This window comes from Streptomyces sp. NPDC055400 (assembly GCF_053644375.1).
Map to the genome: position 1 here is coordinate 106,217 of NZ_JBSHLM010000006.1, position 21,703 is coordinate 127,919.

At 71.9% G+C, this 21,703-nt stretch carries 22 protein-coding genes and 1 tRNA gene; 13 read left to right on the forward strand and 10 right to left on the reverse strand.

Translation table 11 applies throughout. The features are described 5' to 3' along the window. The first annotated feature begins 292 nt into the window (after positions 1–292). The 7 genes from ACWIGU_RS17500 (at position 293) to ACWIGU_RS17530 (ending at position 7,074) form a co-directional block, all read left to right on the forward strand. Entirely contained in the window at positions 293–775 is a 483-nt protein-coding gene (locus ACWIGU_RS17500; RefSeq protein WP_003953493.1) for a CarD family transcriptional regulator, read from the forward strand. 291 nt (positions 776–1,066) lie between these two features. Beyond that, entirely contained in the window at positions 1,067–1,834 is a 768-nt protein-coding gene (gene ispD / locus ACWIGU_RS17505; protein ID WP_454401794.1) for a 2-C-methyl-D-erythritol 4-phosphate cytidylyltransferase, read from the forward strand. Next, positions 1,824–2,318, forward strand: a complete 495-nt coding sequence (ispF, locus tag ACWIGU_RS17510; protein WP_454401796.1) for a 2-C-methyl-D-erythritol 2,4-cyclodiphosphate synthase — start codon at positions 1,824–1,826, stop codon at positions 2,316–2,318. The genes ispD and ispF overlap by 11 nt, the downstream gene beginning before the upstream one ends. A gap of 74 nt (positions 2,319–2,392) precedes the next feature. Further along, a complete protein-coding gene (locus ACWIGU_RS17515) occupies positions 2,393–2,797 on the forward strand; it encodes a PPOX class F420-dependent oxidoreductase (RefSeq protein WP_100595667.1) in 405 nt (134 codons plus the stop codon). Positions 2,798–2,890: 93 nt separating this feature from the next. Beyond that, positions 2,891–4,291 carry a cysteine--tRNA ligase gene (gene cysS, locus ACWIGU_RS17520; RefSeq protein WP_454401798.1) on the forward strand — a complete coding sequence of 467 codons (1,401 nt, stop codon included), beginning with the start codon at positions 2,891–2,893 and terminating at the stop codon, positions 4,289–4,291. Between the two features lie 85 nt (positions 4,292–4,376). Further along, positions 4,377–5,321, forward strand: coding sequence for a 23S rRNA (guanosine(2251)-2'-O)-methyltransferase RlmB (gene rlmB, locus ACWIGU_RS17525; RefSeq protein ID WP_454401800.1), 945 nt, complete (start codon positions 4,377–4,379; stop codon positions 5,319–5,321). A 91-nt stretch (positions 5,322–5,412) separates the two neighbouring features. Continuing rightward, complete coding sequence (locus tag ACWIGU_RS17530) at positions 5,413–7,074, forward strand: DoxX family membrane protein (RefSeq protein WP_454402374.1); 1,662 nt, start codon at positions 5,413–5,415, stop codon at positions 7,072–7,074. 107 nt (positions 7,075–7,181) lie between these two features. Here ACWIGU_RS17530 and ACWIGU_RS17535 read toward each other — a convergent pair whose 3' ends face one another. From ACWIGU_RS17535 to ACWIGU_RS17545, 3 genes are all read right to left on the reverse strand, one after another. Further along, positions 7,182–7,928, reverse strand: coding sequence for a nucleotidyltransferase family protein (locus tag ACWIGU_RS17535; protein ID WP_454401802.1), 747 nt, complete (start codon positions 7,926–7,928; stop codon positions 7,182–7,184). A gap of 44 nt (positions 7,929–7,972) precedes the next feature. Next, the gene (locus tag ACWIGU_RS17540; RefSeq protein ID WP_356273882.1) at positions 7,973–8,428 is read right to left on the reverse strand and encodes a hypothetical protein; all 456 of its coding nucleotides are present in this window, start codon (positions 8,426–8,428) and stop codon (positions 7,973–7,975) included. Positions 8,429–8,650: 222 nt separating this feature from the next. Further along, complete coding sequence (locus ACWIGU_RS17545; protein WP_454401804.1) at positions 8,651–9,790, reverse strand: ABC transporter ATP-binding protein; 1,140 nt, start codon at positions 9,788–9,790, stop codon at positions 8,651–8,653. 219 nt (positions 9,791–10,009) lie between these two features. Between ACWIGU_RS17545 and ACWIGU_RS17550 the strand changes: the two genes are divergently transcribed. Continuing rightward, a tRNA-Thr gene (locus ACWIGU_RS17550) sits at positions 10,010–10,084 on the forward strand. 61 nt (positions 10,085–10,145) lie between these two features. Here the strand turns inward: ACWIGU_RS17550 and ACWIGU_RS17555 are convergent. Both ACWIGU_RS17555 and ACWIGU_RS17560 read right to left on the reverse strand, forming a co-directional pair. Continuing rightward, the gene (locus tag ACWIGU_RS17555; protein WP_454401806.1) at positions 10,146–11,567 is read right to left on the reverse strand and encodes an NAD(P)/FAD-dependent oxidoreductase; all 1,422 of its coding nucleotides are present in this window, start codon (positions 11,565–11,567) and stop codon (positions 10,146–10,148) included. 11 nt (positions 11,568–11,578) lie between these two features. Further along, the gene (locus tag ACWIGU_RS17560; protein ID WP_454401808.1) at positions 11,579–12,307 is read right to left on the reverse strand and encodes a rhomboid-like protein; all 729 of its coding nucleotides are present in this window, start codon (positions 12,305–12,307) and stop codon (positions 11,579–11,581) included. A 26-nt stretch (positions 12,308–12,333) separates the two neighbouring features. On the opposite strand from ACWIGU_RS17560, the gene ACWIGU_RS17565 reads away from it, so the two are divergent. Both ACWIGU_RS17565 and ACWIGU_RS17570 read left to right on the forward strand, forming a co-directional pair. Next, the gene (locus ACWIGU_RS17565; RefSeq protein WP_454401810.1) at positions 12,334–13,215 is read left to right on the forward strand and encodes an aminoglycoside phosphotransferase family protein; all 882 of its coding nucleotides are present in this window, start codon (positions 12,334–12,336) and stop codon (positions 13,213–13,215) included. A gap of 82 nt (positions 13,216–13,297) precedes the next feature. Then, positions 13,298–13,771, forward strand: coding sequence for a GNAT family N-acetyltransferase (locus ACWIGU_RS17570; protein ID WP_100595690.1), 474 nt, complete (start codon positions 13,298–13,300; stop codon positions 13,769–13,771). Positions 13,772–13,814: 43 nt separating this feature from the next. Here ACWIGU_RS17570 and ACWIGU_RS17575 read toward each other — a convergent pair whose 3' ends face one another. After that, a complete protein-coding gene (locus ACWIGU_RS17575; protein WP_454401812.1) occupies positions 13,815–14,819 on the reverse strand; it encodes a zinc-binding dehydrogenase in 1,005 nt (334 codons plus the stop codon). A gap of 88 nt (positions 14,820–14,907) precedes the next feature. After that, positions 14,908–16,083 carry an FAD-dependent oxidoreductase gene (locus tag ACWIGU_RS17580; RefSeq protein WP_454401814.1) on the reverse strand — a complete coding sequence of 392 codons (1,176 nt, stop codon included), beginning with the start codon at positions 16,081–16,083 and terminating at the stop codon, positions 14,908–14,910. A 118-nt stretch (positions 16,084–16,201) separates the two neighbouring features. Here ACWIGU_RS17580 and ACWIGU_RS17585 point away from each other — a divergent pair, with 118 nt between their 5' ends. Further along, positions 16,202–16,903 carry a pentapeptide repeat-containing protein gene (locus ACWIGU_RS17585; protein WP_454401816.1) on the forward strand — a complete coding sequence of 234 codons (702 nt, stop codon included), beginning with the start codon at positions 16,202–16,204 and terminating at the stop codon, positions 16,901–16,903. A gap of 31 nt (positions 16,904–16,934) precedes the next feature. Here ACWIGU_RS17585 and ACWIGU_RS17590 read toward each other — a convergent pair whose 3' ends face one another. The 3 genes from ACWIGU_RS17590 to ACWIGU_RS17600 form a co-directional block, all read right to left on the reverse strand. Beyond that, positions 16,935–17,444, reverse strand: a complete 510-nt coding sequence (locus ACWIGU_RS17590) for a hypothetical protein (RefSeq protein ID WP_356273939.1) — start codon at positions 17,442–17,444, stop codon at positions 16,935–16,937. A 122-nt stretch (positions 17,445–17,566) separates the two neighbouring features. Then, the gene (locus ACWIGU_RS17595) at positions 17,567–18,208 is read right to left on the reverse strand and encodes a response regulator (RefSeq protein ID WP_454401818.1); all 642 of its coding nucleotides are present in this window, start codon (positions 18,206–18,208) and stop codon (positions 17,567–17,569) included. Continuing rightward, positions 18,205–19,338, reverse strand: coding sequence for a sensor histidine kinase (locus ACWIGU_RS17600; RefSeq protein ID WP_454402376.1), 1,134 nt, complete (start codon positions 19,336–19,338; stop codon positions 18,205–18,207). The genes ACWIGU_RS17595 and ACWIGU_RS17600 overlap by 4 nt, the downstream gene beginning before the upstream one ends. 340 nt (positions 19,339–19,678) lie before the next feature. On the opposite strand from ACWIGU_RS17600, the gene ACWIGU_RS17605 reads away from it, so the two are divergent. Both ACWIGU_RS17605 and ACWIGU_RS17610 read left to right on the forward strand, forming a co-directional pair. Then, positions 19,679–20,233, forward strand: coding sequence for a GlcG/HbpS family heme-binding protein (locus ACWIGU_RS17605; RefSeq protein ID WP_454401820.1), 555 nt, complete (start codon positions 19,679–19,681; stop codon positions 20,231–20,233). Between the two features lie 75 nt (positions 20,234–20,308). Next, complete coding sequence (locus ACWIGU_RS17610; RefSeq protein ID WP_454401821.1) at positions 20,309–21,691, forward strand: M1 family metallopeptidase; 1,383 nt, start codon at positions 20,309–20,311, stop codon at positions 21,689–21,691. Positions 21,692–21,703 lie beyond the last annotated feature (12 nt).

The window sequence follows — 21,703 nt, forward strand, 5'->3', positions numbered from 1 at the left end:
GGGTCGCACGCGCCTCCGAGTCACCGAACGGAGTAGCGGAAGTGCAGCGCTTCGAACCGCGCAAAACGGGACGTTCGACCCTCTGCGGGCTGCTCCGGGTAGGTGTACGGTGCGCGTTTCGTCTCCGCCGAAGAGCCGCTCCGACCTGCGAATACCCCCTTCCGCAGGCCCTCCGCAGCACGTTCCGGTTGCTGTTGTCAAGCCCCGAGATATGCCCTGACCTGCGAAAACGCCATTCAGAAGACGCCGTTTCCGTGTTACCCTGGATAGCCACGGAAGGGGTACCTGTCACATGACGTTCAAGGTTGGCGACACCGTGGTCTATCCCCATCACGGGGCCGCGCTGATCGAGGCTATCGAAACTCGCCAGATCAAAGGCGTGGACAAGACCTACTTGGTGCTGAAGGTCGCGCAGGGTGACCTGACGGTGCGTGTGCCAGCGGACAATGCGGAGTTCGTCGGCGTACGTGATGTGGTCGGTCAGGACGGTCTCGACCGGGTCTTCGAGGTGCTTCGCGCGCCGTACGCCGAAGAGCCCACGAACTGGTCGCGCCGCTACAAGGCAAATCTCGAGAAGCTCGCCTCCGGCGATGTCATCAAGGTCGCGGAAGTTGTCCGTGACCTGTGGCGTCGGGAGCGTGAGCGCGGACTGTCCGCAGGTGAGAAGCGCATGCTCGCCAAGGCACGGCAGATCCTGGTGAGCGAGCTCGCGCTCGCTGAGAACACGAACGAGGACAAGGCCGAGGCCCTGCTCGACGAGGTCCTCGCGTCCTGACGCGTGCCCTGACCGGCACGCGGCTGCGACAAGAAGTCCCGGGTGAAAGCCCAGGCGCATGAATAATGCCGCGGTGCCCGCTGACCCTGATGGTGTCGCCGGGCGCTGCGGCATGTTCGTACCCGCACTCTGTGCCTGCTCGCGGTACCTGTCCGCTTGACTCACTGGCGTGCCGGGCCCGGGCAGCTGGCTCGACCGGATGTCACGGAAGGGGTCCGGTCAAGGCGTCGCGCCCGGCACTGGTGTTGGCCATACCCACCTCGGTCGAGCACACAAACCTGAACGGAAGCGATGTCTGACGAAACGCGGCCCTCGCGCACCGCGGCCGTGATTCCGGCCGCCGGCCGGGGCGTACGCCTCGGTCCGGGCGCCCCCAAAGCACTCCGCGCGCTCAACGGCACCCCGATGCTCATCCACGCCGTCCGGGCGATGGCCGCCTCGCGGTCCGTCTCCCTCGTCGTCGTGGTCGCCCCGCCCGACGAGGCGTCCGCCGCCGAGGTGAAGACCCTCCTCGCCGACCACGCGCTGCCTGGGGGCACCCCCAGCGGTAGCTGGGGAAGGACCGACGTCGTCGTCGTACCCGGCGGCGAGACCCGCCAGGAGTCCGTGAAGCTCGGCCTCGACGCCCTGCCGCCCGGCATCGACGTCGTCCTCGTCCACGACGCGGCCCGCCCCCTGGTGCCCGTCGACACGGTCGACGGCGTCATCGAAGCCGTACGCGAAGGCGCCCCCGCCGTCGTCCCCGCGCTGCCCCTCGCCGACACCGTCAAGCAGGTCGTGGCCCGCACCGACGGGGGACCCGAGCTCGTCGTCGCGACGCCTGAGCGGGCCCGGCTGCGCGCCGTGCAGACTCCGCAGGGCTTCGACCGCGCCACGCTCGTGCGCGCCCACGAGACCGTCACGGACAACGTCACGGACGACGCCAGCATGGTCGAGCAGCTCGGCGAACCGGTCGTCGTCGTGCCCGGGCACGAGGAGGCCTTCAAGGTCACCCGCCCTCTCGACCTCGTGCTCGCCGAGGCCGTACTCGCCCGCAGGAGGGCCAACGATGGGTTCTGAGCTCCCGGTCATCCCCGTCGTCGGCATCGGCACCGACATCCACGCCTTCGAAGAGGGCCGCGAGCTGTGGTGCGCCGGACTGAAGTGGGACGGCGAGGGCCCCGGTCTCGCCGGGCACTCCGATGCCGACGTCGTCGCGCACGCCGCGTGCAACGCGCTGTTCTCCGCCGCCGGGCTCGGTGACCTCGGTGCCCACTTCGGCACGGGCCGCCCCGAGTGGTCCGGTGCCTCCGGGCTCACCCTGCTCACCGAGGCCGCCCGCATCGTGCGCGAGGCCGGTTTCACCATCGGCAACGTCGCCGTCCAGGTCATCGGCCCCCGGCCGAAGATCGGGAAGCGGCGCGAGGAGGCGCAGAAGGTGCTCTCCGACGCGGCCGGCGCCCCCGTCTCCGTCTCCGGCGCCACCACCGACGGCCTGGGCTTCCCCGGCCGCGGCGACGGCCTCGCGGCGATCGCCACGGCACTGGTCGTCAGGACGGGCTGAAATACCGCTCCGGGGGCGGATGTTGGCGCAGTATCGGGTACTCGTACAGGCATCCCCTGAAGGAGTGAGGCTTCATGTCCGCCCAGCTGTCCGACGAGCTCAAGGCGTTGCTCGACACCCCCGTCTTCATCACGGTCGCCACCATCCAGCCCGACGGGAGCCCGCAGGTGTCGCCTGTCTGGGTGAAGCGGGACGGCGACGACGTGCTGTTCTCGACGACCGTCGACCGGCGCAAGGAGAAGAACCTGCGCCGCGACCCCCGCGTCACCGTCGTCGTGCAGCCCACCGACAACCCCTACACGTACGCCGAGATCCGCGGCAGCGCCGACCTCACCACCGAGGGCGGCCAGGAGCTCATCGACGAGCTGTCCCTCAAGTACACGGGCAAGAAGTACGCGGAGTTCAACCCCCGCTCTGCGGACGACGCCGAGCGCGTCGTCGTGCGGATCACCCCGCGCAAGGTCGTCGGCCGGGTCTGAACGGCGGCCTGACACACGTCATAACGTCACGGTTGTGCCCCGTGTCCCCAAAGGGGTCGCGGGGCACTGCCCTGGGCCCACTACCCTGGAGGGGTGACTATTCGCCTGCACGACACCAGCGCCCGGAAGATCCGTGACTTCGTCCCGCTGACACCGGGTTGTGTCTCGATCTACCTCTGTGGCGCGACCGTGCAGGCCGCTCCGCACATCGGACACATCCGGTCCGGCCTCAACTTCGACATCATGCGCCGCTGGTTCACGTACCGCGGCTACGAAGTGACGTTCGTGCGGAACGTCACCGACATCGACGACAAGATCATCAAGAAGGCCGCCGAACAGGGCAGGCCCTGGTGGTCGATCGGGTACGAGAACGAGCGCGCGTTCAACGACGGCTACACCGCCCTCGGCTGCCTGCCGCCCACCTACGAGCCGCGCGCCACCGGTCACGTCACCGAGATGGTCGAGATGATGCGCGGCCTCATCGAGCGCGGCCACGCCTACGAGGCGGACGGGAACGTCTACTTCGACGTGCGCTCCTTCCCCGGCTACCTGGAGCTGTCCAACCAGGACCTCGACGAGCTGCGCCAGCCCTCCGGCGAGGGGGAGACCGGCAAGCGCGACCCGCGCGACTTCGCCATGTGGAAGGCCGTCAAGCCCGGCGAGCCCAGCTGGGAGACCCCGTGGGGCCGCGGCCGGCCCGGCTGGCACCTGGAGTGCTCGGCGATGGCCCACAAGTACCTGGGCTCCGGCTTCGACATCCACGGCGGCGGCATCGACCTGATCTTCCCGCACCACGAGAACGAGATCGCCCAGGCCAAGGCCTTCGGCGACGAGTTCGCCAAGTACTGGGTGCACAACTCATGGGTCACCATGAGCGGCGAGAAGATGTCGAAGTCCCTGGGCAACTCGGTCCTCGTGTCCGAGATGGTCAAGGAGTGGCGCCCGATCGTGCTGCGCTACTACCTCGGCACCCCGCACTACCGCTCGACCATCGAGTACAGCGAGGAGGCCCTGCGCGACGCCGAGTCCGCGTTCGCGCGGATCGAGGGCTTCGTGCAGCGCGTCACCGAGCTGGCCGGGGGCGTCGTCGCCCCCGCCGACGAGGTGCCGCCCGCCTTCGCCGAGGCGATGGACGAAGACCTGGGTGTGCCGCAGGCGCTCGCGATCATCCACACCACCGTCCGCCAGGGCAACAGCGCCCTCGCCGCCGACGACAAGGAAGCCGCCGTCGCCCGCCTCGCCGAGGTCCGCGCGATGCTCGGCGTCCTCGGCCTGGACCCGCTCGACCCGCACTGGGCCGGCGAGACCGAGCGCGGCGAGGACCTGCACGGCGCCGTCGACACCCTCGTACGGCTCGTCCTGGAGCAGCGCGAGTCCGCCCGCGCCCGCAAGGACTGGGCCACCGCCGACGCCATCCGCGACCAGCTCGGACAGTCCGGGCTCGTCATCGAGGACAGCCCGACCGGGCCTCGCTGGACGCTCGGCCCGCGCTGACGACCTGCGCGAATGTGCCGCCCGGGCCTCCGGGCGGCACACTTCATATACGTACGCACATACGCATCACACAGACAGGTAGATCATGGCCGCGAACAACCGCCGCATGTCCGGCAAGAAGGGCGCGCAGGTCGGCAGTGGCGGCCAGCGACGCAAGGGCCTCGAGGGCAAGGGCCCCACGCCGCCCGCCGAGATGCGCAAGAAGCACAAGAAGAACCGCATCGCGAACGCCAAGGCCAAGCAGGCCGCCCGCCGCCCCGCCACGCTGAAGAGCCGCGGCGGCAAGGGCACGTCCGAGATGGTCGTCGGCCGTAACTCGGTCGTCGAGGCGCTGCGCGAGGGCGTGCCCGCGTCGATGCTCTACGTCCAGCAGTACATCGACAACGACGAGCGGGTGCGCGAGGCGCTCCAGCTCGCCGGTGAGCGCGGCGGCATCCACCTGATGGAGGCCCCCCGCCCCGAGCTGGACCGCATGACGAACGGCCTCAACCACCAGGGCCTCGTCCTCCAGGTCCCGCCGTACGAGTACGCGCACCCGGAGGACCTCGCCGCCGGCGCGTACGACCAGGGCCAGGACCCGCTGATCGTCGCCCTGGACGGCGTCACCGACCCGCGCAACCTCGGCGCCGTCGTGCGTTCCGTCTCCGCGTTCGGCGGCCACGGCGTCGTCGTGCCCGAGCGGCGCGCGGCCGGCATGACCGCCGGTGCCTGGAAGACGTCCGCGGGCGCGGCGGCCCGTACGCCCGTCGCCCGCGCCACGAACCTGACGCGCGCTCTCGAGGGCTACAAGAAGGCCGGCATCGCCATCGTCGGTCTCGCGGCCGACGGCGAGCACACCGTCGGTGACCTCGAAGCCCTCGGCGGGCCCGTCGTCATCGTGGTCGGCAGTGAGGGCAAGGGCCTGTCCCGCCTCGTCGGCGAGACCTGCGACTACCGCGTGCGGATCCCGATGCCGGGCGGCACCGAATCCCTCAACGCCGGTGTCGCGGCAGGCGTCGTCCTGTACGAGGCGGCCCGCCGCCGCTCCTGACCGGGTGTCCGGGCCGCGATCTTGACGCGGTCCGGACATTTGCACGCGGTCAAGGCAGTGTCCTAAACACACATCACTCGGTTAGATGAGTGTGGACACCAGAACACCCCGCACACCTACGGGGGACCGCTCGCCCGGATTCGGCCCCGGATTCGATTCCGGATTCGACGACGGTCCCGCGCTGAGCATGGTGAAGGTGCCGTGCGATCCCGCGCAGGTCGTCGTCAATCACGCGAGTTTCCGCGTGCAGCTCCCCCGGGCACAGCAGACGCAGTCCCCCCGCATCGCCCGGCACCTGGGCTCGCTGGACCAGACCGCTCGCATCCCCGTCGTCGGCGCAGCCGCCGCGCGCCGCCGCGCCCCCGTCGTCTGGAGCGGCCGGTCCGCGCCCGGCGACCCCGGGGCCACCGGTCTCCTCCAGGCGGCCCGCAGAGCAGGCGAAGGCACGCTGCCCCGGCACGACTTCGAGGGCGGGGACGGCGGCGCCACCCAGGTCATCCCGCGCATCGACCTCGACAGCGACCTCAGGGACGACGCCACGGGCGAACTGCCCACGGTCACCGCACAGGGCACCCGCCTCCTCCCGAAGATGCGTCAGTCCGGCAGCGCCTTCGAAGAGCCGTCGTACGAGGAACCTCGTTACGACGACGGCGAGTTCGGCGACGACGAGTTCGACGACGGGGCCGGGAGCAACGCCTCCCGGCGGCACGGTTCCGACCCGGTGCGGCACGCGTACTACCCCGGCCGCCGGATGAACCTCGGCGTCGTCCTCCTCCCGCTGCGCGTCTTCCTCGGCTTCATCTCCATGTACGCCGGCATGGGCAAGCTCTGCGACCCCGTCTACTTCGACGGCGGCGACCGCGGCTCCATGGTCAAGTGGCTCAATTCGCTGCACCCGTGGGCCCTCGCCGAACCCCTGCGCGACTTCGCACTCCAGCACCCCGTCGGCGCCGGGCTGTGCATCGCCTTCCTCCAGGTCGTCGTCGGCGTGCTCACCGTGCTCGGCCTCTGGCAGCGCGTCGCGGCCGTCTTCGGCGTACTCCTCTCGGCCGCACTCATCGTCACCGTCAGCTGGAAGACGGTGCCCGCCTACGACGCGCCCGACATCATCTACCTGGCCGCCTGGTCCCCGCTGATCATCGCGGGCGCGCCCGTCTACTCCATCGACGGACGCCTCGCGGGCGGCGCCTGGCGCCGGCTCGGCCCGCGCGCCGAACTGTGGGAGCTGCGGCGGTACGTGCTGCGCCGCGGCACCGTCGTGACGACCGTCGTCGTCGGCCTGACCCTGCTCATCGGCTCGCTGCTCGGCGGCGCCGTGCGCGACGCGGGCCGCGTCACCGCGCCGGGTCCCGGAGAGGCCCCGCGCAACGAACTGCCCGGCTCCCCGCTCCCGTCGGAGCCCGGCCGCAAGCAGCACCGCTCGCAGAGCCCTTCGGCGTCCAACGCGCCTACGCAGGGCGCCACTTCGGCGAAGCCGTCCGGCGCCGCGAGCTCACCGGGATCCGCCCCGGCCGCGGATACCGCCAGTGGAGCTGGTCGGCCCAGCCAGACGCAGGGCACCGGCCAGGCGCCCCCGCAGTCGGCCCCGCCGGCCCAGCAGCAGCCCCCGGCGTCCAGCAGCGGGCCCGCCTCCAGCGGCGGCACGGGCACCGGCGGCGGCACCGGTACGGGCGGCGGCACCGGCGGGTCGGGTGGTTCAGGCGGCGGCGGGGACGACAAGGGGGGTCTCCTCGGCGGAGTACTCGGCGGCTGACCACACCCCGTAGACACCTGAAGGGGCCCGCACACGCCTTGTGTGCGGGCCCCTCCCGTATCGGGACATCCGGAGATGGAGAGATCGAGAGATCAGGAACGGCGGGCTCAACGTCCCAGCGCGGACAGCTCCTTGGCGGCCTCGGTGAGGTCCTTCGCCGTGTCGATGGCCCTCCAGTACGCGCCCTGCGGGATGGGGAAGCCGGCCAGGCGCTTCGCGCGGGCCAGGCGCGGGAACGTGGTGCGCTCGTGGTCACCGAGGTCCGGGAGCAGGCCCGTGAAACCGGGGGAGAAGACGTAGACGCCCGCGTTGATCAGATACGGGGACGGCGGGGCCTCGACGAAGTCCGTGATGTGGCCGAACGCGTCGGTCTCCACGGCACCCCACGGGATGCGGGGGCGGGCCAGGGCGAGGGTGGCGGTGGCGTCGCGCTCGGCGTGGAAGTCCGCCATCTCGCGCAGCGAGAACCGGGTCCAGATGTCGCCGTTCGTCGCGTACCAGGGCCGGTCGGGGTGCGGCAGGTGCGCGGCGGCGTACTTGAGGCCGCCGCCACGGCCGAGGGGTTCCTTCTCGACCACCGTGGTGACACGCAGCGGGAGTTCGGCGCCGTCGAGCCACTCCTGGAGCACCTCGGCGAGATGCCCGCAGGAGACGACCGCGTCCGTCACGCCCTCTTCGGCGAGCCAGGCAAGCTGATGGCCGATGATCGGGGTCCCCGTGCCGGGGATCTCGACCATCGGCTTGGGCCGGTCGTCGGTGTAGGGCCGCAGGCGCGAGCCCTGGCCGCCGGCCAGGACGACGGCCTGTGTGGGGTGGTGCCGGCTGTGCGGGTCCGGGGCCTGGGCGCTCGTCATGCCCGCACTGTACGTCGGCCCCTTCCCGGCCGGCCGTGAGGGCGTCAGCCGCGCGCTGCCGTGGCGACGCCCGTCGCGAACGCGGTGTCGCAGACGGGGCGGGCGAAGGACTGGGCGCGGGAGGGCCCGTAGGCCTGCACGGCGGCGCGGCCCAGGGCGCGGGCGATGGAGACGCAGTGCTTGGCGAGGGACGGCCGCTCGTGCATCTCCTGCTGGAGGTGGGTGAGGGCGATACCGGGGTCCTTGTCCTGGAGTTCCAGCAGCAGCTTGTCGCGCAGGACGTCCTGGGGCGCGCGCGACTTGGCGCGCGCGGAGACGTTCTGCGAGGAAGCGGTGAGGATCGAGTCCGGTGAACTGCCGGACCAGTTCACTCGGGTGACCGCGAGTGTGCCGGAGAGCACCAGCATCACCGGCAGGACGAGAGCGAGGGTGCGGCCGACGCGGCGGGCGGGGCCCCGGCCCCGGCGCGGCTTCTGGGTGTGGTTGGCGGAGTGCGTCACGCGTGTGAGCGTAGCGGTCGGTGATGATTTGGCGACATTTAGTCACTCGGTCGAGGGATGGGTAATCCCGTTTTGTTTCACGCGTGTTGACGTACAGGGGTCGAAATGACGGGTGTGCCGGGGTATTTGTCGACAACGCGGCCTGCGTTCCGGGTGGGGGAGCGGCCGGGAACGCGAGGAGCCCCGCACCGAAGTGCGGGGCTCCACTGCGGAACGGGGGTGTCAGTCGGTGAGGCGCTCACCGGTCGACGAGGAGAAGACGTGGGTCTCGCCCGGGCGGGGCACGACGTGGAGCTGGGTGCCCTTCTCGGGGACCTGGCGGCCGTTGACCCGGACGACGAGGTCCTTGGCCTCGCCACCGACCTGCGCGGTGCCGTAGACGTAGCCGTCGGCGCCGAGTTCCTCGACGACGTTCACCGAGACGGCGAGGCCGGCCGGGGCGTCCGCGGTGTCCTTGGAGAGGGACTTCGCGGCCTCGCCGCCGCCCGCCTCGACGATGTCGAAGTGCTCGGGGCGGACACCGACGGTGACGGTGCGGTCGCCGGCGTCGGAGGCGGCCTTCAGCGCGTCGCGGTTCACCGGCACGACCGAGTTGCCGAACTTCACGCCGCCGTCGGTGATCGGGACCTCGACCAGGTTCATGGCGGGGGAGCCGATGAAGCCGGCGACGAAGAGGTTGGCCGGGCGGTCGTACATGTTGCGCGGGGTGTCGACCTGCTGCAGCAGACCGTCCTTGAGGACCGCCACACGGTCACCCATCGTCATGGCCTCGACCTGGTCGTGGGTGACGTAGACGGTGGTGATGCCGAGGCGGCGCTGGAGCGAGGCGATCTGCGTACGCGTGGACACACGGAGCTTGGCGTCGAGGTTCGACAGCGGCTCGTCCATGAGGAACACCTGCGGCTCACGCACGATGGCGCGGCCCATGGCCACACGCTGGCGCTGACCGCCGGAGAGGGCCTTCGGCTTGCGGTCCAGGTACTCGGTGAGGTCGAGGATCTTCGCGGCCTCTTCGACCTTCTGCCGGATCTCGGCCTTGTTCACGCCGGCGATCTTGAGGGCGAAGCCCATGTTGTCGGCGACGGACATGTGCGGGTAGAGCGCGTAGTTCTGGAACACCATGGCGATGTCCCGGTCCTTGGGCGGCAGGTGGGTCACGTCGCGGTCGCCGATGCGGATCGCTCCGCCGTTCACGTCCTCGAGACCCGCGAGCATGCGCAGGGAGGTCGACTTGCCGCAGCCGGACGGGCCGACGAGGACGAGGAACTCGCCGTCCTCGATCTCGATCTCCAGGCCGTCGACGGCCGGCTTGGTGGAGCCCGGGTAGATCCGGGTCGCCTTGTCGAACGAAACAGTTGCCATGGCTGTGAAGCCCCCTTCACCGGCAGGAACGTGCCGGACGATCCGAGTAAAGGTGGTGATCCGCTACGGCTGATGCCGCAGTGGTTTAGTCCACACGGGTGAACTGTTTCTGGACGGTACCTGTCCGGTGTCGGGTCTGTCAGTAGCCGGAGCGAAGTGACCTTCGACGAAATATTCGACGGGGTGCCGCCCGTCGTTGGTTACACTGCTCGGGCTGCTGCCTCCTTAGCTCAGTCCGGCCAGAGCAACGCACTTGTAATGCGTAGGTCGTCGGTTCGAATCCGACAGGGGGCTCCCACGGGACGAAGGCCCAGGTCACGGGTGTGACCTGGGCCTTCGTCGTGTGTGGAGGGTGTCAGCCGCGGCCCGCCACCTTGTCCGCGGCTCGGGCCAGGCGGGAGGAGTCTGTCGTGTGGGTGGTGAGTTCGCGGTGGTCGGCCGCGTTGTACGTGGCGTACATGCCGTGGACGCCCAGCCAGCGGAAGGGTTCCGGCTCCCACTTGCGGACCTTGTGGTTGACCCAGGGGAGGGTCGTGAGGTCGGTGGGGCCGGACTGGCCCGAGTCCTGCTGGACCAGGTCGCGCAGGGTGCGGGCGGCGAGGTTGGTGGTGGCGACGCCCGAGCCGACGTAGCCGCCCGCCCAGCCGAGGCCCGTCGCGCGGTCGAGGGTGACCGTGGCGCACCAGTCGCGGGGGACGCCGAGGACGCCGGACCAGGCGTGGGTCACGGCGACGCCCGCGAGCTGGGGGAAGAAGCGGGTGAGGAGGGCGTGCAGGGACTCGATCGTCGCCTGCTGGGTGCGGCCGTCGTTGTCGGTCCTGGAGCCGTAGCGGTACGGCACGCCCCGGCCGCCGAGCGCGATGCGGCCGTCGGCGGTGCGCTGGGCGTACATGTAGGCGTGCGCCATGTCGCCGAGGGTCTCGCGGCCCTCCCAGCCGATGGACTCCCATTGGGCGGGGGTGAGGGGCTCGGTGGCGATCATGGAGGAGTTCATGGGGAGCCAGGTGCGGCGCTGGCCCTTGAGGGACGCGGTGAAGCCCTCGGTGCAGCGCAGGATGTAGGGCGCGCGGACCGTGCCGTAGGGGGTGACGGCGTGCTTCGGCTTGATCTCTGTGACGGGCGTCGACTCGTGGATGGTGACGCCGAGCGCCTCGACGGCCGCGGCCAGGCCCTTGAGGAGCTTGACGGGGTGCAGGCGGGCGCCGTGCGGGGTCCAGGTCGAGCCGACAGCCCCGAAGACGCGGACGCGCTCGGCGGTCTCGCGGGCGCCGTGCAGGGTGCGGTCCTTCTCGCCGTAGGCGAGCTCCGCCGCGTGGAAGGCCTTGAGGCGGGCCAACTGGGCCGGTGTGTAGGCGATTTCGAGCACGCCGCCCTGGTGGATGTCGGCGTCGATCTCCTCTTCGGCGGCTGCGCGGATCACCTCGGAGACCGTGTCGTTCATGGCTTCCTGGAGGCGGACGGCCGCGTCGTGGCCGTGCAGCTTCGCGTAGCGGTCGCGGCCGGCGATGCCGTTGTAGAGCCAGCCGCCGTTGCGCCCGGACGCGCCGTAGCCGCAGAACTTCTGCTCCAGGACGGTGATGCGGAGGAAGGGCGCGGCCTTCTTCAGGTAGTAGGCGGTCCACAGGCCCGTGTAGCCGCCGCCGACGATGACGACGTCGGCGGACGCGTCACCCGGCAGGGGTTCGCGGGCGGTGGGGATGCCGTCGTCCGCGTACCAGAACGATATGCCGCCATTGACGGTGGCCTGGGTGCCGTGGGTGCCGTTCTTACTGCTCATGGCCCCGGACGTTAGCGCTCCGCAGGGGGGTTCGGGCAGGGGGGACGGCCGTCTTCCTGGGTTTGGGGGTGATCGCTGCGCCTCGCTGTCCGGTCCCGCCGCAGGAGCGTCCGGGGATTCAGGGGATCGCCCCGGTCGCGTACCAGGGGGTGGCAGGCCAGGCCGATGAGGACCGAGACGAAGTGTCCCAGGCCGGTGAAGGTGCGGTCGGTGAGCAGCGGGCTGCCGTAGACGGTCAGGACGACGGCCAGGTAGACGTAGCGCCAGGGCGGGGCGAGCCGGTAGGTGAGGACGCCGACGACGCCCGCGAGCGCGTAACTCACCCCTACGTCAAGGGTGTCGACCGATGAGGCGGGCGCGTGGCCCTCGCGGATCGCCCAGAGCAGCGCGCCCTCGCTGATCAGCGTCGCGAGGACGTGCGCCGCCCCCGCGACGGCCAGCCAGCGCCAGGTGTCGAGCCAGCGCTCGGCCTGTGCGTGGAACACCGTGTAGAGGACGGCGTACGGCCACCAGCTGCTGTCGTCGATCCAGAACAGGGAGGCGACGAACACGTGGACCGGGTTCGTCGACAGTTCGTGCAGGTTCGTGGAGCGCTGGCGCAGGAACTCGTGCTCGAAATGCGGGTCCATGTGGTGCATGGCGACGGTGGTGAAGAACAGGGCGGCCAGCCAGAGGTAGGTGCCGGGGGCGTGCCGTACGTACGACCGCACGGCGAGGAGGAAAGGGCGCATGGACTGCATTCAGGCACGCACGTAGGGTCGTTCGGGTGATCGACATTCCGGACGGCCTGGTCGAGTCCCAGTACACCTATGCGGGTGAACCCGGTCGCGCCTTCATCGCCGGGCTCCCCGCGCGCGTGGAGGAGTTCGTCGAACGCTGGGATCTGCGCGTCGACGGTCCGGCGATGCACGGCATGGCCGCCCTGGTCCTGCCCGTGGTGCGGGGTGACGGGACGCCCGCCGCGGTCAAGTTCCAGATCCTCGACGAGGAGACCGAGGGCGAGCCGGTCGCGCTGCGCGTCTGGGGCGGCGACGGTGCCGTCCGGCTGCTCGACCACGACGACGCCACCGGCACGATGCTCCTCGAACGGCTCGACTCCGGGCGGATGCTGGACTGCGTGGAGGACTCCCGTGAGGCCGTCCTCGTCATCGCCGAACTGCTCGCCCGGCTCACGTCCGGGCCCGCCCCGCAGGGGATGCGGCGGCTGGCAGACATCGCGGCGGACATGCTCGCCCAGGTGCCTTCGGCGCTCGCGGCCGTGGCCGACCCGGCCGACCGCGCGCTGCTCGCGGACTGCGCGGCGGCCGTGCGCGAGGTCGCCGGCGAGGCGGGCGACCGGCTGCTGCACTGGGATCTGCACTTCGAGAACGTGCTGGCCGCCGGGCGGGAGCCGTGGCTCGCCATCGACCCGAAGCCGCTCGCGGGCGATCCGGGCTTCGACCTGAAGCCCGCCATCGACAACCGCTTCGACGCGGACGAGGTGGTGTGGCGGTTCGATGCGATGAGCGGGGTGCTCGGGCTCGACCGGGAGCGGGCGCGCGCCTGGACGCTCGGGCGGGTGCTTCAGGACTCCCTGTGGGAGATCGAGGACGGGCGGCCTCTGGCGCCGGATCACATGGAGACGGCTCGCAGGCTGCTCGGGCGGTGAGCGGGGCCGTGCGGGGCGGGCCGCGGTGAGTGGTGAACCGGCCCGTCCGGGCGGTCCCGCGGTGACTGGTTAGCCTGCCGTCATGATTCGTACCGCCACGTCCGCCGATGTCCCCGTCATCCACGCCCTGGTCCGTGAACTCGCCGACTACGAGGAGGCGCTGCACGAGGCGCGGGCCACGGAGGAGCAGCTGCGCGAGGCGCTGTTCGGGGAGCGGCCCGCCGCGTTCGCCCACATCGCCGAGGACGACACGACGGGCGAGCCCGTCGGCTTCTGCCTCTGGTTCCTCAACTTCTCCACGTGGCGCGGCGTGCACGGGATCTACCTGGAGGACCTGTACGTACGGCCCGAGGCGCGCGGCGGCGGTCACGGCAAGGCGCTGCTGACCGAGCTTGCGCGGATCTGCGTCGAGCGCGGGTATGCGCGCCTTGAGTGGTCGGTCCTCAACTGGAACGAGCCGTCGATCGACTTCTACAAGGCGCTCGGCGCGGCGCCGCAGGACGAGTGGACGGTGTACCGGCTGACGGACGGGGCGCTGGCGCGGCTCGGGTCGTAACGCGCCCAGGGGGCCCAGCGCGCCATTGGACCCGGGCTGCGGGTCACGGGATCAGGACCACCTTGCCGATCGTGCCGCGGTTCTCCAGGGCGCGGTGGGCCGCGGCCGCCTCGGCGAGCGGGAAGCGGGTCACCGCGGGGCGCAGGCGGCCGGCCTCGGCCTCTTTGAGGGCGGCGAGTTCCAGCGTGCGGACGGGGTTGTCGCCGCCCGCACGCCGCATCATCGGCGGGCCGAGCACCTGTTCCTGGGTGATGCCGCGCCGGGTGAGTTCGTCCTCGGAGAAGGTGAGGGGCTCGCCGTCGTGCAGGCCCTTGCCGGACCAGCCGAAGACGACGTGGACGCCGCCGGGGCCGAGCAGGTCGACGGCGGCCAGGCCCGCGTCGCCGCCCACGCCGTCGAAGACGACGGTCGCGGTGCGGCCGCTGAGGAACCAGCGGACCTGTTCGGGCCAGTCGGGGGCGGTGTAGTCGACGGCCAGATCGGCGCCGTTCGCGCGGACGCGGGCCACCTTCTCGGGGCCGCCCGCGAGGCCGACGACGGTGGCGCCCGCGTGCTTCGCCTGCTGGACGAGCAGGGTGCCGATGCCGCCGGCCGCGGCCGGGATCACGGCCACCGACGCGGGGCCGAGCGGCGCGAACTGCAGGATCCCCATCGTCGTACGGCCGGTGCCGATCAGGGCGACGGCCTCGGCGAAGTCCAGGCCCGGCGGGAGTTCGTGCAGGCGGGCCGCGTCGATGACGGCGAGCTCGGCGTAGCCCCCCGGGGCGAATCCGAGGTGGCCCACGACGTGCTTGCCGAGCCAGGACGCGTCGGTGCCCTCGCCGAGCGACTCGACGGTGCCGGCGACCTCGCGGCCGGGGACGGTGGGCAGCGCGGGCGGCTCGGGCGCGGGGCCCTTCATGCCCTTGCGCAGGGCGGTGTCCAGGAGGTGCACGCCTGCCGCGGCCACGGCGATGCGGACCTGGCCGGGGCCGGGCAGGGGGTCTTCGGTCTTCTCGTAGGTGAGGTTCTCGGCGGGGCCGAAGGCGTGCAGTCGTACGGCGTGCATGGTGGGCTCCCTCGGGCGTGCGGCCTCTTGCTGGGCCAGGTGTGCACCACCTTTCAACCTCAAGCTCACTTGAGGTCAAGCGCACGGGTCAGGCCGCGCGGAGGCCCCGGCGGGACGCGGTGAGCGCGAGCGTGGTCGCCTCGATGGCGCTGTTGAACGACACCTCGGAGAGCACGCCGGGCGCCGCGACCTGGTCACCCGCCAGATAGACGCCGTCCCCGCGGTCGATCGCGGGCCGGTCCCGCCAGGTCGTGCCGGGCAGGTCGACCGCCCCCGTACGCCCGTTCGCGAGCGCGTCCCTGCGCCACACCACACGGTCGCGCCAGCCGGGGAATCCCAGGTCGAGCAGGCGTTCGGCGCGTGCCGTGCCGTCGGCCTTCGACTCGTGCGGCGCTACGGGGACATGGCCCTGGACGAGCTGCTGCCCGTGCGGCGCGAGGCTCCGGTCCTGGGCCGTGAACCGCTCGAGCCAGGCCGGGAAGTCGAGCCCGGACACGGCGAAGGCGTCGCCCCGGCGGGTGCGCACGGCCAGGTCGATCAGCGTCGTACGGCCGCTGTCCCACGTCAGCGACGAGTCCCCGAGGATGCGGCGCGCCGAGTCGAGGGACGTCGCCACGATCACCGGGCCGCCGTCCGCCGGGAGGGTGTCGACGCGGGACAGCGTCTCCACGCGCACGCCCAGGTTCCAGGCGCGGGCCGCCATCCGGTCGATCACGGAGGCCCAGCCGCCGCGCGGATAGTGCGCCTCCGGCGGCACCTTCGCGGCGCGGCGCAGGCGCTCCTGGACGAAGGCGGCGGACAGGGAGCCCGGGTCGTGGTGGAAGAGCGCGACGGACGTGTAGTGGGCGGCCGCGCGGGCCCCTTCCTCGCCGACGTGGCGCGTCGCCCACGTCATGAAGTCGAGGTCCGCGGGCGCGTGTTCGGACCGGTGGCGAAGGAGGCGCAGGAGGGCCAGGGGCGGGGTGCGGCGCAGGGCTCCGCGGTGGTGGAAGCGCAGGCGGGAGCCCTCGACGGGCGGGATCGGGGCGAGCGGGCCGAGCAGGTCGCGCTGCTTGAGCCAGGTCCAGTGCGGGCCGCCGTTGTAGAGGGCGTGCGGTCCGTCGTTCGTGCGGTACGCGCCTTCGGCGGTGCGGGCGCGGCCGCCGAGGGTGTGGTGCGACTCGTGGACGGTGACGCGCGCTCCGGCCTCGGCGGCGGTGACGGCCGCGGTGAGGCCGGCGAATCCGCCGCCGATGACGGTGAGGTCGGGCTTGGTCGTTGCCATACCGCTCTTCCCTTCGGGCTGCCTTTGTCTGTACGACGGCTGCCAGTGGCGGAATGTGACATGGGCGAGGGAGAGGCGGCGGTCACCGATTGTCAGTGGGGGCGGGCAGCATGGGGGCATGGCGGAGAAACGAGTGGTGCGGCCGGCGAAGTCGTCGTCGGCGAAACCGGCGGCGGTGAAGAAGGCGCGGCGGCCCGAGGTGCGGCTGCCCCCGCTGGCGCCCTGGAGCGGCGGCGGCCTCGAGCCGGACGGGGACTACGACGGGGTGGAGTTCACGGCGGCCGACTTCTCCGGGCAGGACGGCGGGGGCGCCCGCTTCATGGACTGCGCGCTCGAAGGGTGCGGGCTCGACGAGACGCGGCTGACCCGCGCCCGGATCCTCGATTCCACGCTGACGGGGATACGGGGTGTGGGCACGGACCTCGCGGAGGCGACGCTGCGGGACGTCGAGGTGGTGGACGCGCGCCTCGGCGGGGTCCAGCTGCACGGGAGCGTGCTGGAGCGGGTCGTGGTGCGCGGCGGGAAGATCGAGTACCTGAATCTGCGCAAGGCGCGCCTGAAGGATGTCGTCTTCGACGGGTGCGTGCTGGTGGAGCCGGACTTCGGGGGCGCGCGTCTGGACCGGGTCGAGTTCCAGGGCTGCGTCGTGCGGGGTGCGGACTTCACGGGCGCTGTGATGGCTGACGTGGATCTGCGGGGCGTGGCCGAGCTGGCGATCGCCCGCGGAGTGGACCGGCTGGCGGGGGCGGTCATCAGCCCGGCCCAGCTCTTCGACCTGGCACCGGCGTTCGCGGCGCAGATCGGGGTGCGGGTGGAGTAGCCGGAGGGGGGCTTGCGTGCGGGTTTCGGGGCTAGCGCTCGTCCGGGATGCGGGGGAAGCGGGCCTGCAGGTCCCAGATCGCCGGGTTGTCCGCCAGGTCCTCGTGCATGTCGGTGAGGTCGGCGATCAGGTCGTGGAGGAAGTCGCGGGCCTCGCGGCGCAGCGCGGTGTGGGAGAACGTCAGGGGCGGCTCGTCGGCCTCCATCCAGTCGGCCTCGATGTCGACCCACCCGAAGCGGCGCTCGAAGAGCATCCGGTCCGTCGACTCGGTGAAGTCGAGCTCGGCGTACTGCGGCCTCGACGCGCGGCTGCCTCGCGGGTCGCGGTCCAGCTGCTCGACGATGTCGCACAGCGCCCACGCGAAGTCCAGGACCGGCACCCATCCCCAGGCTGTGGACAGCTCCCGGTCGGCCTTGGTGTCGGCGAGGTAGACGTCGCCGGCGAACAGGTCGTGCCGCAGCGCGTGGACGTCCGCGCGGCGGAAGTCCGTCTGCGGAGGGTCGGGGAAGCGGCGGGAGAGGGCGTAGCCGATGTCGAGCACGTAAGTGATGGTGTCACGGGTGCGAGGGGGTGCCGGTCACGGGCGGGAGGGGGCGCGCAGGGCTGTCATGGTCACCGCGGCCGTCACGCTCACGCCAGACGGCCCCAGTGCCGTGCACGCGCTCAGCCCAGCAGCCGCTGTTCCTTCGCCACCGCCACCGCGCCCGCCCTCGTGTCCACGCCGAGCTTGTCGTAGATCCGGCCGAGGTGGGTCTTCACCGTCGCCTCGCTGATGAACAGGGCGCGGGCGATGTCCCGGTTGCCCAGGCCCTGGGCGAGCTGGGCGAGGATGTCGCGCTCGCGGTCCGTGAGGGACGGGCGCGGGCTGCGCATGCGGGCCATGACGCGGCTCGCGACCGGCGGGGACAGCGTCGTACGGCCCTCGGCGGCGGCCTGGATCGCGGCGAACAGCTCCTCGGGACGCTCCGCCTTGAGGAGGTAGCCCGTGGCGCCCGCCTCGATGGCCCGGGTGATGTCCGCGTCCGTGTCGTACGTGGTCAGTACGAGGACGTGCGGGTGCGGGCCCGCCTCGGGCGGCGCGGCCGTGATGCGCCGCGTCGCCTCCACGCCGTCGATGCCCTCGCCCAGCTGGAGGTCCATCAGGACGACGTCCGGCGTCAGCTTCGCGGCGAGCACCACCGCCTCGTCGCCCGTGCCCGCCTCGCCGACCACCTCGATGCCGGGCGCGCTGCCGAGCAGGGCGAGCAGTCCCGCGCGCACCACCACGTGGTCGTCGCAGACGAGCAGTCGTACGGGGTCACTCACGAGGCCTCCAGCGGAATCGCCACCGACAGCACCGTGCCCTCGCCCGGCGCCGACTCGATCGTCAGGGTGCCACCCAGCTGCCGCGTGCGCGCCCGGATCGCCGGGAGGCCGTGCCCGCGCACGCCGCCCTCCCGCGGGGGCTCGGGCGTGAAGCCGCGGCCGTTGTCCGCGATGTCGAGGACGACCTGGTCGCCGAGGTGCGTCAGCGTGATCGCGGCGGCCGTCGCGTCCGCGTGCTCCCGTACGTTCGCCAGGGCGCCCTGCGCGATCCTCAGCAGCGCGGACTCGACCCGGTCGGGCAGCGGCGCCGGGGTGCCCTCCGCGTGGAAGCGGACCGCGAGTCCTGCCTCCGACTCCCGCGCCGCCAGCGTCCGCAGCGCCTCGTCGAGGCCGCCGCCCGCGAGGTCCGCCGGCGCCAGGTCGTGCACGAACCGGCGCGCCTCCACGAGGCCCCGCTCGGTCACCGACTCCGCGGTCCGCACATGGACGCGGGCCCGCTCGGGGTCGGCGTCCCACAGCCGGTCCGCCGCCTGGAGCAGCATCTGCTGGCTGGACAGGGACTGGGCGAGCGTGTCGTGGATCTCCATCGACAGGCGCTGCCGCTCGGCGAGCGTGCCCTCGCGGCGCTCCGTCGCGGCGAGTTCCCTGCGGGTGCGCCGGAGGTCGCCGATCAGGGCGCGCTGGCGTTCCGCCTGGCGCTCCATGTGGACGAAGACGGCGGTCGCCAGGGCCGCGACGGCCGGCGGTGCGAGCAGCAGGTTCGGGTCGAAGTTCCCCGCGAGGCGCAACTGGGCCGCGACGACGAACACCGTGAGCACGCCGATCAGGACGAGCGCGGCGCGGGCGGGCAGGGTGCGCAGGCCCGTGTAGAACAGCGGGACCGCGCACCAGGCGAAGCTCGGCGCGAGGACGACGAGGACCACCCACACGGCGACGACCAGGGCCAGCCAGGTGATGCGGCGCGGGGTGGGACGGGCGCCGCGGCCCGGGCCGAGCGCGGGGCCGAGCACGTACAGGGCGGCCAGGACCACGGACAGCGCGATGATCCACGGGGTGCGGGCCTCGCCGGGGTGGCGCAGCAGGAACCGGGCGAGGGCCCCGCCGAGCAGCAGGAAGAACGCGGTGTGCATGACCGCGGCCAGCCAGCGGGCGTCCGGATCCCGCGTCTCGTGTGCCACGCCCGTACCCCTCTCCGCTTGCGCCGCTGCCCGGCTGTCGCGCCGCGGAAGCTTCCGCCGCTGTGCCGTCACCACACCGCTCTCGCGCTGCTGAACTGGTCAAACACCCCCATTGTGGCCCCCTCGGGCGGTACGCGGGTCAACCGATCGGCTGACCCGGACGTCAGCCGAGCCGCGCTCCGGTCGCAGCCGGTACGCCGACGGTGCGGGCCTGTTTCCGGCCGGAGGATCGATGGCAGAGCGACTCACCGACCGCCTCTGACCGACCCGACCGCCTCCAAGGAGCACCGTCATGAAGAAGATCTCGAAGCGCGCCCGTGTCCTGACCGGTGGCGCCGTCCTCGCCGGCGTCGTCGCCGGTACCTTCGGCGCGGTCTCGGCCAGCGCCGACGCCCCGGCCGCGGCCCCCGCCGCCGTGACCGCGGACGCCCCGGCCGAGAACCTCACCCAGTCGACGCACCTGACGACGGCCGCCGCCACGAAGGCCGCGCAGGCCGCCCTCGACGCCGCGAAGAAGGAGAACCAGCGCGTCTCCGTCGCCGTCGTCGACCGCAACGGCAACACGATCGTCACCCTCCGCGGCGACGGCGCCGGCCCGCAGTCGTACGAGTCCGCCGTGAAGAAGGCGTACACCGCGGTGTCCTGGAACGCGCCGACGTCCGAGCTCGTCAAGCGCCTCGAGCAGGCCCCGAACCTGAAGGACATCCCGGGCACCCTGTTCCTCGCGGGCGGCGCGCCGGTCGCGGCGAAGGGCGCCCCGGTCGCGGGCGTCGGCGTCGCGGGTGCGCCCTCGGGCGACCTGGACGAGAAGTTCGCCCAGGCCGGCGTCGCCGCGCTGAAACGCTGAGTACCGCCATGCCCCCCGTGGAGGCGCCCGCCCGCCGGCAGGCGCCTCCACGGCGTTCGCCCCTACGATCATTCAGTGCCCCACAGCCCGCGATCCGCCCCCGCCGCCCTCGCCCTCGTCCTGGCCCTGGGCGCCTGTTCCGCCGCCGGGGCACAGGGCACGCCCGGTGCCGCGGGTGTGCGGGACCCGTACTTTCCGAAGCTGGGCAACGGCGGCTACGACGCCACGCACTACGACCTCACCCTCGATGCCGACCGGCGGCGGCTGACCGGCACGGCCGACATCACCGCGAAGGCCACCCAGGACCTCAGCGCGTTCAATCTCGACCTCAAGGGCCTCACGGTCGACGGCGTCACCGTCGACGGTCACAAGGCCCGGTTCGAGCGGGCCGGGCACGAGCTGACGATTCGTCCGGCCGGGACGCTGCGGAAGGGCTCCGCGTTCCGCACGGTCGTGCGGTACTCCGGGAATCCCGTGACCATCACCGACCCGGACGGCTCCGAGGAGGGCTGGCTCCCCACGCAGGACGGGGCCCTCGCGCTCGGCGAGCCGACGGGGTCCATGGCCTGGTTCCCCGGGAACAACCACCCCTCCGACAAGGCGTCGTACGACCTCCACGTCACCGTCCCCGAGGGCCTGAAGGCCGTGTCCAACGGGGAGCTGACGAAGGAGCGGACGGCCGGCGGGCGGACGACGTTCGACTGGCATGTCCCGCAGCCCATGGCCAGCTACCTGGCGATGCTGGCGATCGGGAAGTTCGAGACCAAGGCATACAAGACGCCCGACGGGCTGCCCGTGTACACCGCCGTGGACCCGGTCGAGGCGGCCGCGAGCGCCAAGGTCCTGGCCAGGATCCCGGACGTCGTGGCGTGGGAGTCCAAGACCTTCGGCCCCTACCCCTTCTCCTCCACCGGCGCCGTCGTCGACCGGCACGGCGACGCCGGGTACGCGCTGGAGACCCAGAACAGGCCCGTCTTCCCCGGCACCCCGCCTCTTTCCACGCTCGTCCACGAGATGGCCCACGAGTGGTACGGGGACTCCGTCACGCCGGATTCATGGCGCGACATGTGGCTCAACGAGGGCTTCGCGACCTACGCCGAATGGCTCTGGCGGGAGCAGCACGGCGGCGACAGCGCGCAGAAGACGTTCGACTCCTACTACGCGAAAGGCAGCGACAGCCCGATCTGGGCCTTCCCGCCCGCCAGGCCGTCGGGCGCCGCGCACATCTCGGCTCCGCCCGTCTACGAGCGCGGCGCGATGGTGCTGCACAAGATCCGTGAGACGGTCGGGGACGCCAAGTTCTTCGAGCTGCTCAAGAGCTGGCCCGCCGAGCACCGTTACGGCAACGCGGACACCGCCGACTTCACCGGGTATGTGGAGAAGCAGAATCCGGGCAAGGATCTGCAGCCGGTCTGGGACGACTGGCTGTACGGAAACGGAAAGCCGGACCACCCGTAGTCCCGGATGGCC